The organism is Anoxybacter fermentans (genome assembly GCF_003991135.1).
GTDB lineage: Bacteria > Bacillota > Halanaerobiia > DY22613 > DY22613 > Anoxybacter > Anoxybacter fermentans.
Map to the genome: position 1 here is coordinate 1,564,426 of NZ_CP016379.1, position 14,169 is coordinate 1,578,594.

Genomic DNA, 14,169 nt, shown 5'->3' on the forward strand with positions numbered 1-14,169 from the left:
CCTTGATTAGTTCATCACATCCTCATATGAGGCCTTATTTCGACTGAAATCTCACTAAGATTGTTTAACGAAAAATTTCTATGTCGCTCAAAATTAGCTTTTTGCAGTTTAATCAAGAATTAGTTTTTCTAAAAAGAGAAGTTTTTACTCTACCAGGATTAAAAAAAAACCCCAAGGAATATGGGGTAAATCACATTAAAAATTTTCTATACCATTGTTGCCGATTATTTTAAAAATTAGATGTCCTGTTCCAGATAAACAGGTCGATATGGGCGTCTGGCCCTTGGTGGTTTAAGAATTTCTGCCATAATAATTCCCTGTAAAAGGTTTTCAGGTGTCATCTCCAGCATTAAGTTTAATTCCCTTCTAACAGGTTTTTGATCATAAACATCTATTTCTATAATTCTTTCTTCAACACCATCATAGTCTTTCCATACCTCTATCACTTTCTCCGTTTCAGAATCGGTTTCAATAGAGTTTGCTGTATTAACTAATTCTTCTTTTTTATCCAGTACAGATTCAATTGAAATAGGTGGGTTCATCTGCTCCTTTGCAAGATCAAAATCAGTCCTGGATAGGGGATTATGACGCCGACTCTCTTTTTCCATATTTTTTAAACGACTAATTATAGTACTGCCAATAACAATGAGAATATATATCAGAAAAATGGAAATATTCATCTATACCACTCCATTATTCTTTATTCTGTTCTTCATTCTTCATCTCTGGAGTCCTGAAAGCATTAGTATTACCGATCTTAGAGATACTTTCCCTCATCCGGGTATCTGACTGAATATTTTGCATCATCATATAATCCATAACACCTATTTTACCACTGCGTAAAGCTTCTGCTATAGCTTTCGGTACTTCAGCCTCAGCTTCTACTACTTTAGCCCTCATCTCCTGAACCTTAGCTTTCATCTCCTGTTCATAAGCAACAGCCATAGCACGGCGCTCTTCAGCCTTTGCCTGTGCAATCTCTTTATCAGCCTCAGCCTGGTCAATCTGCAACTGGGCACCGATATTCTTACCTACATCTACATCAGCTATATCAATGGAGAGAATCTCAAAAGCAGTACCTGAATCAAGACCTTTATCCAATACAACCTTGGAAATTAAATCAGGATTTTCTAATACTTTCTTGTGATCATCGGCCGAACCGACGGTAGTCACAATACCTTCACCAATCCTGGCAAGAACTGTCTCTTCACCGGCCCCTCCTACCAGTCGCTCAATGTTGGCCCGGACAGTTACTCTAGCAGTAACCATAACCTGAATACCATCCCGGGCTACTGCAGTAACGACAGGAGTCTGAATAACCTTTGGATTAACACTCATCTGTACCGCTTCTAACACATTCCGACCAGCCAGATCAATAGCAGCTGCCCCTTCAAAACTAAGCGGTATCCTGGCCCGTTGTGCCGCAATCAGAGCATCTACTACCCTGTCAACATTTCCGCCTGCCAGATAATGAGACTCCAGTTGATCACTGGTTAGAGATATTCCAGCTTTATGGGATTTAATCATGGGAGCTACAATTTTTACAGGTGGAACTCGTCGTAAACGCATTCCGATTAACTGAAAAATTCCCACTTTTACTCCTGAAGCCAGTGCCGAAATCCAGAGTCCAACAGGAATGAAGTAAAAGAAGAGCATAATAAAGAAAATAACAAATACACTTATAAATACAGGAATAAGCATTATATACAACTCCTTTCTTTAATTTATGGTAATCTTATATTTCTCTTACAATAACCTTTGTTCCTTCAACTTTTATAACTTTTATTCTACTTCCTTTCGGAATATAACTGCTCTGAGAGATTACATCCACCCGTTCACCATCAATAAGAGCTGTACCAGCTGGATGTAGTGGAGTTAAAGCCTCACCTTCTTTGTCAATAAGTGTTTTTCGTTGACCCGGCACCAGATAACCATCTTCTTTCGTCTGAGCAGCATTTAAAGCAATTTTATTCCATATTCTGGTGTTTCCAAAATATCGAATCAGAAAAACAAATGTTATTAGAGCAAGAATCAAGGCAATTGAGATCGCATATACCCCTAAAACTGCATTTTCAAAGGTCAAAAATAAGCTTGCAACAACCAAAACAATCCCTGTCAATCCTGTAATACCAAAGCCAGGAACAACGAAAAATTCCAGACCTAATAAAATCATTCCGGCCAAAAAGAGAAGAATTAAACCCCAGTTGGTATTACCCACCAATAAATTTCCACTAAAAAAGAGAGCCAATGAGAGTATTCCGATTGTACCTCCCACTCCCCAACCTAAAGTCACTGCCTCAACAACTAATCCTATAAATCCGATAATAATAAGAAGTGAACTAATATAAGAATTGGTGATAATTCGGGCAAATTGATCACTAAGAGATGGTTCTATAACTTTAACAACCCCTCCTTCCGCTTCGATTTCAGGTAAAATCTCTTCTACAGTATTTAATCTTTTATCTGCCATCCCAAGTTCTACGGCTTCAGTTGCCGTCAAAGTCAATAATTTACCTCTTTCAATAACCCCTTCTATCTCAATATCTGCATCTACCATAGCAGCTGCAATATCCGGATTACGGCCTTTTCTTTCCGCAGTTGCTTTAAATTCTTTTCGAAAAGCAGATATATATTTTTCTTCTTTAGGCCTGGTCTCAGCAGCACCAATGCTGCTTCCAGGTGTCATGTAAATCCGATCACAGGCTAAAGTAATCAATGCACCTGCTGACCAGGCCCGGTCTTTGACAAGCGCCACTGTTAAAAGAGGTGCATCAATAATCAGATCACGAATTTCTGTTGCCGACTTCACCAATCCCCCAAATGTACTGATTTGAAAGATAATTGCTTTAGCTCCATCTCTTTCAGCATTTTTGATACTTTTTTCAATAAATCTGGTAAGACCGGGATCAATATCCCCTTCCACTTTTACAAGATAAATAAGATCAGAAGGAGCCCCTTTAAGTATTGGAGTGACAGAAAATAAAAAGATCAGCAGAATAATAATAAGTCGCCTATATTTATTCATCCTTCTTCCCCCTTTGTTTAAAGAGCCAGTTCTTTATTTTAAGATAAATTTCCTTAATTTCGTATTTAATACTATCAAAAAATCCCATCCCAAAGTCTGCCCTTACTCCTTCTAAATAAATCTGGCTATTGATAGCATTAAGGGTTCCAGCTAAACCATTAATTCTAATCTCTCCATCAACCACTGTCAACTCCCTTTGACCGGATTTATTATTCTCTGTCTTAACCTGACCGGAACTAATGATAAGCTCCATATCTCTATCAAACAAATTAGAGAACAGAAAAATACAGAGCAAAATCACCGCAACAGCACCTATCCACAACCATTTTCCTCTCTTAAACCGACGCCTAATTCCTGAACCTTTTTCTTCTTCAATACGGGCCATGACTTTAGAAGTGAAATCATAAGATGGATAAAGTGTATTTAACATAAGATTCAGTTCTTTAATTTCACCAAACTCTTTCTGACATCCTCTACAACGTAAAAGATGAAACTCCAATACTTTTTCTTCTTCTGATGTAATCTCTCCATCAATATACCTGTTCATCAACTTATAGGCATTTTGACAATCCATTTTTTTCCCCACCCCCCTCTTTAAATAAAATATCTTTCAACTTTTTACGTGCTCTATAAATCCGACTTTTGATAGTACCTATAGGCAAATCCAGAATCTTTCCAATATCTTTATAAGAGTAACCCTTAAAGTGACGTAATTTTATTACCAGCTTATATTCTTCTGCCAGACTCTCAACTGCTTCTATAATTCGTTTCTGCTCATCTGTTTTTTGCAAGATTAATTCAGGCGCATATTCTTCATCCGGAATCTCTATATAAATATCCTTATTTGAAGGGAAAAGAGGGGCATCAAGTGATACAGCCTGCAACCTTTTTTTTCTCAGATAATCAATACAAAGATTATTAGCAATGGTATAAATCCATGTAGAAAATTTTCGCTTCTGATCAAATTTCTTAAGGGATTTATATATCCTTAAAAATACCTCCTGAGCTAAGTCTTCAATATCCTCTTTATTCTGAATCTTACAATATATCAACTGAAATATGCGATTTTTATAACAATCCACGAGCCTTGCAAAGGCTTCATCATCACCAGCCAATGTACGTTTAACCAGATATATATCCCGCTCCTGGCACATATCCACCCCTCCCTCCTCATCATTTAAATACGAATCAATTAAAAATTAGTTCCGGTTAATAAAAATTTTTTTATCAAAAAAAATAAAAAACCGATATCACTACTGGATATCGGTTTTTTATAAAATTAATCTTTACTTAACTTTTCTCTAACCAATTGATTAACCAATTTACCATCAGCACGCCCTTTAACCTTTGGCATAATCGCACCCATTACTTTCCCCATATCTTTAAGGGAAGTTGCATTTACCTGGGCAACGACTTCGTTTACAAGAACCTCTAATTCTTCCCGTGTTAACTGTCGAGGTAGATATTTGCTTAAAATTTCAATCTCTTGCTGGAGTTTCTGGACAACATCATCCCGGCCAGCCTTTTCATATTCGGTGATTGCATCACGGCGACTCTTAACCTCTTTAGCCAGTATTTCAATGACTTCCTCATCAGTTAAGTCTTTCCGCTTATCAATCTCCACATTTTTAATGGCAGCACGGGCCATACGAATAACGGATAAGCGTTCCTTATCCTTTTGTTTCATGGCAATCTTCATATCTTCCAGCAACTCATCTTTAAGGGTAGACATGAAACCCCTCCTTTAGGCTCTATTTACCTCTTCTTTTGCGGGAAGCCATTTTTCTCTTACGAATCTCACTAGGCTTTTCATAATACCTTCTCTTTCTACTCTCGGCAAAGATGCCGGTTTTCCGGCATATATCTTTAAACCGACGAAGGGCGCTATCCAGAGATTCATTCTCACGGATTCTAACTTCAGCCATCTCGGTTACACCTCCCCACCAGGAAAATCAAAAAATTCAAATAAAACACTGTCAACTATTAACCTGGAGGCCATTGTAGATTTCGACCGCCAAGTAAGTGGAAATGAAGGTGATGTACAGTCTGGCCACCTTCTCTTCCACAGTTGTTGACAATGCGATAACCTTGATTTAAGTTCTCTTTCTGAGCTAATTTCTTGATTACCTGGAAAATATGTCCAATCAACTGATTATCTGCTTCTGTAAGTTCATTTGCCGAAGGAATATGCTTTTTGGGAATAACCAGGATATGAACAGGTGCAACCGGATTAATATCACGAAAGGCAACAACCTGATCATCTTCATAAATAAATTCAGTTCCCATCTCTCCTGCGGCAATCTTACAGAAAATGCAGTCACTCACTCTTTACACCCCCTCATATCCACACCTTTTATATATTCTCTATTAAAAATAAAATTCCTGCTTTGTAATAAATTTTACTTAAAGCTTTCCCAGAACAGCTTTTGTTCCGTAAGATTTTACTAATTTAACTGGTAAAATCTTACCTTTCACTTTATTACTTTCTTCATCAATATATACTCGAATATAATTAGGTGTTACTCCTGTGAGCATTCCGGTACTTTGATCCCGTTCTTCTTCAATAAGTACAGGTAAAACTTTATTGAGAAACTTCTGATTGTATTCTAAGGTTAACCTTTCTCCTAATAAACGCAGCTTTTCGCTCCGCACATTTTTTACCTGATGGGAAACCTGGTTTTTCATTTTAGCAGCTGGTGTTCCCTGACGAATAGAGTACTTAAAAACATGTAGCTGGCTAAAACCAATCTTTTCAATAAACCGATAGGTCTCTTCAAATAACTCATCTGTCTCTCCCGGAAAACCAACCATTACGTCTGTAGTTATGGCAATATCCGGAACTCGACTCCGGATTTTTTCTACCACAGAAGCAAATTCTTCAGTGGTATAGGGACGATTCATTGCCTTTAATATAGTATCACTTCCAGATTGAAGTGGTAAATGTAAATGGGGACAAAACTTAGGTTCATTCGCCAAAAGATCAATCATTTCATCATCCACTTCTGTAATCTCAATGGAACTAAGCCGGATCCGCTCTAAACCTTCAATCTTAATCAGCATCTTAATTAATTCTACCAGGTTCATATCCGGACCCAGATCCTGCCCATAAGCTCCCAGATGAATCCCGGTAAGAACCACTTCTTTTACTCCAACTTGAACCAGAGTCTGGATTTCTTTAACAGCATTCCCCGGTCTACGACTCCGGACCGGTCCGCGGGCATATGGAATAATACAATAGGAACAATACTGATTACATCCGTCTTCCACTTTAATCACGGCCCGGGTCCGACCTTTAAATTCCTCTACCGGTAATTCTTCAAACTCTTCTTTTTCCTCCATTGCTTCAACACAATTCAAAGGTAAATCCGTTTCTTTTGCCTTTTCAACCAATTCTACCAACTCATTACGGGATTTAGTTCCCACCACCAAATCCACACCATCTATTTTAATCACTTCATCTGGTGCCACCTGAGCATAACATCCCACCACAGCAACAATACTTTCAGGATTACGGCGTTTGGCCTGTCGGGCCATCTGCCGTGACTTACGAGCCCCCTCGTGGGTAACAGTACAGGTATTGATTACATATACATCAGCTTTATCCTTAAAATCAACAATCTCATAGCCAGCTTCTTCAAAAAGTTTCATCATTGATTCAGTATCATATTGATTAACCTTACATCCAAGGGTATTAAATGCTACCTTTTTCATCAACAGTCACACATCCTCCATCTCCAGAAATTCATACATTAGTACAGTAAGTACAACAAACCCGGCAGTCTCAGTTCTTAAAATTCTAGGACCCAAAGTTACAGGTTGAGCACCCAGGTCTATTAAAGTCTGTACTTCTTTTTCCTCTAGACCGCCTTCGGGTCCAATCATATAAGCAATTCGTTTAAGTCCTGCCTTTTTATCAACATTCCAGTTCTTAAGTACCTGACGGATTGAGTTACCTCTGGCTTCTTCCCAGGGTACTAGAAATAAATCATACTTTTCTTTTTTAATCATTTCTAAAGCTTCATTTAAGTTCAAAATGGGACCGATTGAAGGTATTTTTCCCCGCTGGGACTGTTTTGCTGCTTCATAAGCAATCTTTTGCCATCTTTCAACCCGCCGCTTAGCCTTTTTATCATTTAATTTAACAATTGTTCTGCCGGTTTCAACAGGTATTATCCGCCGGATTCCCAGTTCGGTACATTTCTGTGTAATAAGATCCATTTTATCACTCTTAGGCAGCCCTTGAAAGAGGGTCACTTCAATATCAGGTTCACCCCGGCTTTTTCTGGATTCAATAATACGACAGGTTATCTCTTTTTGATTCAAATCTATTAATTCCACCAGATAATCCGTTCCCTTACCATCACAGGCAATCATTTGATCACCGGATTTTAATCTAAGAGACCGGGTTATATGTTGAACATCATCTCCAGTGATTATTACTTCCTTATCTCTAATTATATTCTCCGGTTTGACAAAAAACCGATGCATCCACCAAAACCCTCCCCATTTAAAAGCCCCATTAAAAACAATTTAACTTTTTTCCGCAACCAGGGCAACCCATTCACCCTCACGATAGATTCGTTTAATTTGAAAACCTTTATCTTTTAGAGCCTTCTGTACCTCTAAAAAGCGTTCGGTGATAATCCCTGAAGCAATAAAGTAACCTTCATCCTCTATAATTTCCGGTAAATCAGGTATTAGCTTGAGAATAATCTCTGCAATGATATTTGCCGTAACAAGTTTAAATTTCTTACCTTTCTCTTTGATCCGTTCAACCAGATCAGAACGCATCACCTGAACCTGTTTCTGAACTTTATTAAGTAGAACATTTTCCTGGGCAACCTTTACTGCGACCCGGTCTATATCTACAGCCGTAATCTGAGGAACTCCCAGTAACGCTGCTGCAATTGCCAGAATTCCTGATCCAGTTCCAACATCCAACATATTATGTACTTTAGAAGCAAAATCTTCTAAAGCCTGAATGGCGAGATAGGTTGAAGGGTGAGTTCCTGTACCAAAGGCCATTCCCGGATCAATCTCGATAACAATCTCACCGGGATTTGCCTGATATTCCCGCCATGTAGGCTTAACCACAAAAGTTTCAGTGATTTTTTCAGGATAAAAGTACTCTTTCCAGGAGTTGGCCCAATCCTCTTCTTCAACTTTATCGGTAAATAATTCTACATTTCCCGGATCCAATCCAAATTGATTCAAACCCTGAATCTTATCTTTTATCATGACTAATTTTTCAGGTGTCACACTCTCATAAGGAAGATAGGTCTTAATCACCACCCGATCCCCCTCTTCATCAAGCCACACTCCCTGAGCACCCTCATTATAAAGAATCTCTGTAGTTGCTTCTTGAGCTTCCGGCTTTATACGAAGATTAATTTCCATCCAGTCTGACATAATAATACCTCCAATTGTTAAGAACTTTTTGTTATATCCCCATATAGTCTACCACATTTAGTCATTCAATATCAAGTTTTTTTGGCCGGGGCGATAATTTGGTTAGAACAATTTTAAATTAATTTAATATTATATAGTATCAATAAATCTGAGGTGGTATAAATGAAATTACCTATAAAGTTTCGTTCTTTAAATCTCGAGATGATAGGAAGTGGAAGTCAAGGAATTGTTTATAAAATTGATGATAATCGCTGTATTAAAATTTATAAAAAGAAAAAGTACTTTAAACGGGAATTAAAATGTTTACAGAGAGGTCAGCAAAGTCCATTTTTTCCGGAAATTTTTGAATGGGGTAAGTACTATATAATAAGAGAATATATTAAAGGAACCCCGCTAAATCAACATTTAAAACTTAATCCCATGACTCTAGCTCTCTCTAAAAAAATCATAAAGCTTCTCCGTACCTTTAAAAATCTAGGGTTTAGAAGTATAGATATGCATCCCCGACATATCTTCATTACACATAATTTAGAGATTAAAATTATTGACCCAACCAATATGATGCTTCACCATAGAACTTTTCCCCGAAAACTTTTTTCTGAATTGGAGAAACTGGGACAGAAAAAAATATTTTTACAATTTGTTAAGACCTTTGATCCCGAAATTTATCATCATTGGAAAAAATATATAAACGATTTTACTGCAAAAAGCTAATTTTTCGCTTCAAAAGAAATTTTTCAAACCATCTAAAGTTCGATTTCAGTCGAAATAAGGCACACTAATCAATGGGTCCTCCTGGCCTTTGATTAGCTCATCAATCCTCATATGAGGCCTTATTTCGACTGAAGTCTCACTAAGATGGTTTAACGAAAAATTTCAATAGCGCTTAAAATTAGCTTTTTGCAGTTTAATCATGCTTTTAATTCCTTATCTTCGTAAAGTTGCTACAAGCCGTTTCGGATAAAGTAAAAGTTCCAGGCCTTGACGAATTCCCGGAACTATAAGGTCAGCAACCTGAAAAATTTCTGTAGCACAACCTTCGTCACCAAGTACACCAATTCCAATCTCAGCCCTTTTTAACATCTCAAGATCATTCTTACCATTTCCGATTGCAATTACATTTTTTTCACCCAGTTTCTTAACAAACTCACCCTTTTCCCGGGTATGGAAATTACTTTTGAGGGTATGTAAAATAACTGGAAGATGAATAGTTTGTTCTCTTGCGGTACCAAAGGTATCTGCAGTTAAAGTATAAATTTTTATCTTTTTTGCAATCTCTTCTAAAAGAGGTAATACTTCAGGAAAAATCACACCATCTAAAGCAAGGGTTCCATTAAAATCCAGGACAAGATATTTTAATTCAACAGTTCCGCGTTCTGGAATATTAACTTTGATCATTATTTAACCCCCAATCTGAAAATGACAGCACCATTTTCGTTCTCAAACTCCTACTTTTTGAATAGTTGGTTATAACCAATATTCGCTAAAATATTAATGAATCCTTTTTTTCTTTATAAGAACAAAATGCCCTTCGGGCATTTAATCTTATTTTACTGCAAAAAGCTAATTTTTCGCTTCTTGAGAAATTTTTCGAATCATCTAAAGCTCGATTTCCGCCGAAATAAGGCTTCCTAATCAAAGGGCCCTCCTGGCCCTTGATTAGCTCATCACCTCCTGTGATGAGGCCTTATTTCGTCGAAAATCTCGCTAAGATGATTTGGCGAAAAATTTCTATGTCGCTCAAAATTAGCTTTTTGCAGTATAATCATACCAAATGTTATCCACAACTTGTAAAAATGTATAATTTCCTAAACACAAATAAAGGAGAGGTTCTACCTCTCCTTTAATTATTAAACCCCAAATACCTCTTTAACTTTTTCAAAAAAGGTCTTCTGCTCAGGATTAATCTCTTCACCACTGATCTCAGCAAATTTCTTTAGCAGTTCCTTTTGTTTATTATTCAATTTAGTCGGAACCACTACCTTTACTTTAACATACTGATCTCCCCGACCATAACCGTTTAAATGGGGTATTCCCTTTCCTCTTAAACGGAAACTGGTCCCCGGCTGGGTTCCAGCAGGAATGGTAAATTTAGCTCTTCCGTTCAGAGTAGGAACCTCTATCTCATCTCCCAGCGCTGCCTGCACAATTGAAATTGGAATTTCACATATTATATCATTACCACGGCGTTTAAAGATCTTATGAGGCTTAACCTGGATTCTTACATATAAATCTCCTGGAGGACCACCACGTTCACCGGCTTCTCCCTCGCCACTCAATCTCAACTTGCTACCAGTATCCACACCTGCCGGAATATTGACAGTAATAGTACGTTCACGGCGTACCTGGCCCCGGCCATAACATTCGGGACATGGAGTCTCGATCTTTTGCCCTGAACCGCCACACTCATCACAGGTTCTGGTCTGAACAAAACGTCCCAATGGTGTCTGTTGGGCAAACTGAATCGTTCCCCGGCCATTACATTTCGGACAGGTTTTGAGACCTGTACCCGGTTTTGCACCAGTACCATTACATTTTGGACAGGTTTCAGTTCGGGGAATATGCAAATCTTTTTTGGTTCCAAAAGCTGCCTCTTCAAAAGTAATTTCAAGATTATATTGAAGGTCTGCTCCACGGGTTGGGCCCCGATGCCTACGACTGCTGCCGCCAAAGAACATATCAAATATATCATCAAAGCCAAAATCAGTCTGGCCAAAATCACCAAAACCGCCGAAATTTCCAAAACCTCCAAATCCACCATCTTCGCCAACGCCAGCATGCCCAAACTGATCATAACGGGCCCGCTTATCAGGATCACTTAAAACTTCATAGGCTTCGCGAACTTCTTTAAATTTTTCTGCAGCATCTGGATCGTTTTTATTTAAATCGGGGTGATACTTCTTGGCCAAACGGCGATAGGCTTTTTTAATCTCTTTTATATCGGCATCCCGGCTAACACCAAGAACCTCATAATAATCTCTTTTACTCACCCCTTCTACACCTCCTTCCTGCTACAACATATGCTGCAACTTATATTTTTCGGATATCACAAAACAAGTCAAAGCCAAATCTTCTGGCTTTGACTTGCCTTAAAAAAACCCCCATTAGTAAAGTTTATTTTTCTTCATAATCTACATCTACAACATTTTCGTCATTACCTTTATTTGCATTGGTATTGGTATTTGCTTGAGTTCCTGCATTATTTTGAGCCATATTGGCATAAATCTGTTTACTTAACTCGTGAAGGAGTTCTGTTAAAGCCTCAGTTTTGGCCTTAATCTCTTCAGTATTATTTCCTTGCAGAGCATTTTTAAGTTCATCTTTAGCTTTTTCAATTTTCTCTTTCAAGCCGGTATCAATTTTATCTCCATGTTCTTTAAGCTGTTTTTCAACCTGATATACCATGTTATCAGCATTGTTACGAATTTCGATCTCTTCCTGCCGTTTCTTATCTTCTTCAGCATGAGCTTCAGCTTCTTTAATCATCCGTTCAATCTCTTCTTCAGATAAGTTGGTAGTGGATTTGATTGTAATAGACTGTTCTTTACCGGTACCTAAATCTTTTGCTGAAACGTGGACAATTCCGTTTACGTCGATATCAAAAGTAACTTCAATTTGAGGAACTCCTCGTGGTGCAGGTGGAATACCGGTCAGTTGGAAACGGCCTAATGTTTTGTTATCTTTAGCCATCGCACGTTCGCCCTGCAGAACATGAATTTCTACAGAGGTCTGATTATCTGCAGCAGTAGTGAAAATTCTACTCTTAGAAGTAGGAATGGTAGTATTCCGTTCAATCAGTTTGGTAAAGACTCCTCCTAAGGTCTCAATACCTAAGGATAGAGGAGTTACATCTACCAATACAATATCATCATTGATATCCTCATTTAAAATTCCGGCCTGAATAGCTGCACCAATAGCTACTACCTCATCTGGATTTACACCTTTATGAGGTTCTTTACCGATCAGATTTTTAATTGCTTCCTGAACAGCAGGGATACGGGTTGAACCACCAACAAGAATTACTTCATCTATATCCTGAGGAGTTAAACCTGCATCTTCCAGAGCTTGACGGGTTGGTTCTAATGTCTTTTCAACCAGGTCATGAGTCAGTTCATTAAATTTAGCTCTGGTCAGATCCATATCCAAATGGACTGGACCCATATCGGTCTGGGTAATAAAGGGCAGATTAATATTAGTCTGCATAACACCAGAAAGCTCAATTTTAGCCTTTTCAGCAGCTTCTTTCAAACGCTGTAAGGCCATTTTATCTTTCCGTAAATCTACGCCGTGCTCTTTTTTGAACTCTTCAGCCAGATAATCAATAATTCTCTGGTCGAAATCGTCACCACCCAGATGGTTGTTACCGCTAGTTGCAATTACCTGAAACACACCATCACCGATCTCCAGAATGGAAACATCAAAAGTACCACCACCCAGGTCAAATACCAGAATGGTCTGATCCTTCTTTTTATCCAGACCATATGCCAGTGCAGCAGCAGTTGGCTCATTGATAATCCGTAAAACTTCCAGACCAGCAATTCTTCCCGCGTCTTTAGTTGCCTGACGCTGAGCATCGGTAAAGTAAGCAGGTACTGTAATAACTGCCTTAGTAACAGGTTCACCCAGATAAGCTTCTGCATCCCGTTTTAATTTTTGCAGGATCATAGCAGAGATTTCCTGTGGTGTGTAATCTTTACCGTTTAAATTTACCTTATAATCTTCTCCCATATGGCGTTTAATGGAAATCACAGTCTGTTCCGGGTTGGTAATAGCCTGACGCTTAGCAGCCTGACCAATCAAACGTTCACCTTTTTTCGAGAAAGCAACAACAGATGGAGTTGTACGTCCACCTTCAGCGTTGGGGATTACAACTGGTTCCCCACCTTCTATTACTGCCATACAGGAGTTAGTGGTACCAAGGTCAATACCGAGTACTTTTCCCATAACTTATTCCTCCCTTTACATTTCCACTAATTTGTGGAATAAATTTGATAATCATTTATTCTGCAACCTTAACCATAGCCGGGCGCAGTACTCGCCCTTTATAATAATAACCTTTCTGTAATACAGCAATAATGGTATCTTCAACTACTCCTTCTGGAGCAGGTTCTTTCATTACTGCATGATGGAGGTGAGGATCAAAAATTTCCCCTTCAGCTTCAATAGGGGTAACACCTTCTTTTTCAAGAAGGTTAAGAAGCTGCTTATAGATCATCTCTACACCTTTAACAAAACTTTCATCATTGTTTTGTTCAACACTCAAAGCCCGTTCAAAATTATCAATAATCGGCAAAAGTTCAGCTAACAGTCTCTCATTGGCCCGGGCCTTATGTTCTTCCATTTCCTGTGCCACCCGGCGCCGATAGTTATTAAAATCAGCCTGAAGTCTGCTCAACTTATCAATCAGATTCTTCTTTTCCTCTTCTAGCTTTTTCTTTTCCTCTTCTAAAGCTAAAACTTCAGGAGATTTTTCCTCTCCCGCCTCTTTATCAGTATCTGTATTTTCCACACTACTATCTTCTGCTTCGTCTACTTCAGCTTCATCTTCTCCATCACTAACAGCTTTTTCTTTCTGTTCTTCAGTAAACTGCTCTTTGTCAATAACCTCTTCTCTCTGCTCTTCTTCAATATGTTCATCAACTTTAACTTCTTCCTTCTCTTCTTCTTTAATTGATTTTACATTTTCCTGTTCCTGACGTCCTAATTTTTCACCCATTTCATCCATTTTAACACCC

16 protein-coding genes are annotated in these 14,169 nt (G+C 38.3%); 1 reads left to right on the forward strand and 15 read right to left on the reverse strand.

Annotation, left to right across the window (positions count from 1 at the left end):
* Positions 1–236: 236 nt before the first annotated feature.
* The 11 genes from BBF96_RS07100 to prmA all read right to left on the reverse strand — a co-directional run bounded on the left by BBF96_RS07100 (position 237) and on the right by prmA (position 8,434).
* Positions 237–680, reverse strand: coding sequence for a hypothetical protein (locus BBF96_RS07100; RefSeq protein ID WP_127016495.1), 444 nt, complete (start codon positions 678–680; stop codon positions 237–239).
* Between the two features lie 13 nt (positions 681–693).
* On the reverse strand, positions 694–1,701 hold the full coding sequence (gene floA / locus BBF96_RS07105) for a flotillin-like protein FloA (protein WP_127016496.1): 1,008 nt from the start codon (positions 1,699–1,701) through the stop codon (positions 694–696).
* A 34-nt stretch (positions 1,702–1,735) separates the two neighbouring features.
* The gene (locus BBF96_RS07110) at positions 1,736–3,025 is read right to left on the reverse strand and encodes an NfeD family protein (RefSeq protein WP_127016497.1); all 1,290 of its coding nucleotides are present in this window, start codon (positions 3,023–3,025) and stop codon (positions 1,736–1,738) included.
* On the reverse strand, positions 3,018–3,599 hold the full coding sequence (locus tag BBF96_RS07115) for a zf-HC2 domain-containing protein (RefSeq protein WP_127016498.1): 582 nt from the start codon (positions 3,597–3,599) through the stop codon (positions 3,018–3,020). The genes BBF96_RS07110 and BBF96_RS07115 overlap by 8 nt, the downstream gene beginning before the upstream one ends.
* Complete coding sequence (locus BBF96_RS07120) at positions 3,577–4,179, reverse strand: RNA polymerase sigma factor (protein ID WP_127016499.1); 603 nt, start codon at positions 4,177–4,179, stop codon at positions 3,577–3,579. The genes BBF96_RS07115 and BBF96_RS07120 overlap by 23 nt, the downstream gene beginning before the upstream one ends.
* Positions 4,180–4,304: 125 nt before the next feature.
* Entirely contained in the window at positions 4,305–4,757 is a 453-nt protein-coding gene (locus BBF96_RS07125) for a GatB/YqeY domain-containing protein (RefSeq protein ID WP_127016500.1), read from the reverse strand.
* A gap of 19 nt (positions 4,758–4,776) precedes the next feature.
* Positions 4,777–4,950, reverse strand: coding sequence for a 30S ribosomal protein S21 (gene rpsU / locus BBF96_RS07130; RefSeq protein ID WP_127016501.1), 174 nt, complete (start codon positions 4,948–4,950; stop codon positions 4,777–4,779).
* Between the two features lie 58 nt (positions 4,951–5,008).
* Positions 5,009–5,350 (reverse strand): histidine triad nucleotide-binding protein, encoded by a 342-nt coding sequence (locus BBF96_RS07135; protein WP_127016502.1) that lies wholly within the window; start codon positions 5,348–5,350, stop codon positions 5,009–5,011.
* A 78-nt stretch (positions 5,351–5,428) separates the two neighbouring features.
* Positions 5,429–6,736, reverse strand: a complete 1,308-nt coding sequence (mtaB, locus tag BBF96_RS07140) for a tRNA (N(6)-L-threonylcarbamoyladenosine(37)-C(2))-methylthiotransferase MtaB (protein ID WP_127016503.1) — start codon at positions 6,734–6,736, stop codon at positions 5,429–5,431.
* A gap of 6 nt (positions 6,737–6,742) precedes the next feature.
* Positions 6,743–7,513, reverse strand: coding sequence for a 16S rRNA (uracil(1498)-N(3))-methyltransferase (locus tag BBF96_RS07145; RefSeq protein WP_127016504.1), 771 nt, complete (start codon positions 7,511–7,513; stop codon positions 6,743–6,745).
* Positions 7,514–7,555: 42 nt separating this feature from the next.
* Entirely contained in the window at positions 7,556–8,434 is an 879-nt protein-coding gene (gene prmA, locus BBF96_RS07150; protein WP_127016505.1) for a 50S ribosomal protein L11 methyltransferase, read from the reverse strand.
* Positions 8,435–8,596: 162 nt separating this feature from the next.
* Here prmA and BBF96_RS07155 point away from each other — a divergent pair, with 162 nt between their 5' ends.
* Positions 8,597–9,148, forward strand: coding sequence for a BUD32 family EKC/KEOPS complex subunit (locus tag BBF96_RS07155; protein WP_127016506.1), 552 nt, complete (start codon positions 8,597–8,599; stop codon positions 9,146–9,148).
* Between the two features lie 213 nt (positions 9,149–9,361).
* On the opposite strand, the gene BBF96_RS07160 is transcribed toward BBF96_RS07155, so the two are convergent.
* From BBF96_RS07160 to grpE, 4 genes are all read right to left on the reverse strand, one after another.
* Entirely contained in the window at positions 9,362–9,832 is a 471-nt protein-coding gene (locus BBF96_RS07160) for an HAD family hydrolase (protein ID WP_164730943.1), read from the reverse strand.
* 452 nt (positions 9,833–10,284) lie between these two features.
* Positions 10,285–11,424, reverse strand: a complete 1,140-nt coding sequence (dnaJ, locus tag BBF96_RS07165) for a molecular chaperone DnaJ (RefSeq protein ID WP_127016507.1) — start codon at positions 11,422–11,424, stop codon at positions 10,285–10,287.
* Between the two features lie 124 nt (positions 11,425–11,548).
* Positions 11,549–13,378 (reverse strand): molecular chaperone DnaK, encoded by a 1,830-nt coding sequence (gene dnaK / locus BBF96_RS07170; RefSeq protein WP_127016508.1) that lies wholly within the window; start codon positions 13,376–13,378, stop codon positions 11,549–11,551.
* Between the two features lie 55 nt (positions 13,379–13,433).
* Positions 13,434–14,159, reverse strand: a complete 726-nt coding sequence (grpE, locus tag BBF96_RS07175) for a nucleotide exchange factor GrpE (RefSeq protein ID WP_205665735.1) — start codon at positions 14,157–14,159, stop codon at positions 13,434–13,436.
* Positions 14,160–14,169: the final 10 nt, after the last annotated feature.

Bases quoted from the DNA above. Each gene is read 5' to 3' on its own strand.
- BBF96_RS07160 (WP_164730943.1), bottom strand. From the start codon at position 9,832: ATGATCAAAGTTAATATTCCAGAACGCGGAACTGTTGAATTAAAATAT.
- BBF96_RS07145 (WP_127016504.1), bottom strand. From the start codon at position 7,513: ATGCATCGGTTTTTTGTCAAACCGGAGAATATAATTAGAGATAAGGAA.
- dnaK (WP_127016508.1), bottom strand. From the start codon at position 13,378: ATGGGAAAAGTACTCGGTATTGACCTTGGTACCACTAACTCCTGTATG.
- rpsU (WP_127016501.1), bottom strand. From the start codon at position 4,950: ATGGCTGAAGTTAGAATCCGTGAGAATGAATCTCTGGATAGCGCCCTT.
- floA (WP_127016496.1), bottom strand. From the start codon at position 1,701: ATGCTTATTCCTGTATTTATAAGTGTATTTGTTATTTTCTTTATTATG.
- mtaB (WP_127016503.1), bottom strand. From the start codon at position 6,736: ATGAAAAAGGTAGCATTTAATACCCTTGGATGTAAGGTTAATCAATAT.
- BBF96_RS07120 (WP_127016499.1), bottom strand. From the start codon at position 4,179: ATGTGCCAGGAGCGGGATATATATCTGGTTAAACGTACATTGGCTGGT.
- BBF96_RS07100 (WP_127016495.1), bottom strand. From the start codon at position 680: ATGAATATTTCCATTTTTCTGATATATATTCTCATTGTTATTGGCAGT.
- BBF96_RS07155 (WP_127016506.1), top strand. From the start codon at position 8,597: ATGAAATTACCTATAAAGTTTCGTTCTTTAAATCTCGAGATGATAGGA.
- BBF96_RS07115 (WP_127016498.1), bottom strand. From the start codon at position 3,599: ATGGATTGTCAAAATGCCTATAAGTTGATGAACAGGTATATTGATGGA.
- prmA (WP_127016505.1), bottom strand. From the start codon at position 8,434: ATGTCAGACTGGATGGAAATTAATCTTCGTATAAAGCCGGAAGCTCAA.
- grpE (WP_205665735.1), bottom strand. From the start codon at position 14,159: ATGGATGAAATGGGTGAAAAATTAGGACGTCAGGAACAGGAAAATGTA.
- BBF96_RS07125 (WP_127016500.1), bottom strand. From the start codon at position 4,757: ATGTCTACCCTTAAAGATGAGTTGCTGGAAGATATGAAGATTGCCATG.
- BBF96_RS07110 (WP_127016497.1), bottom strand. From the start codon at position 3,025: ATGAATAAATATAGGCGACTTATTATTATTCTGCTGATCTTTTTATTT.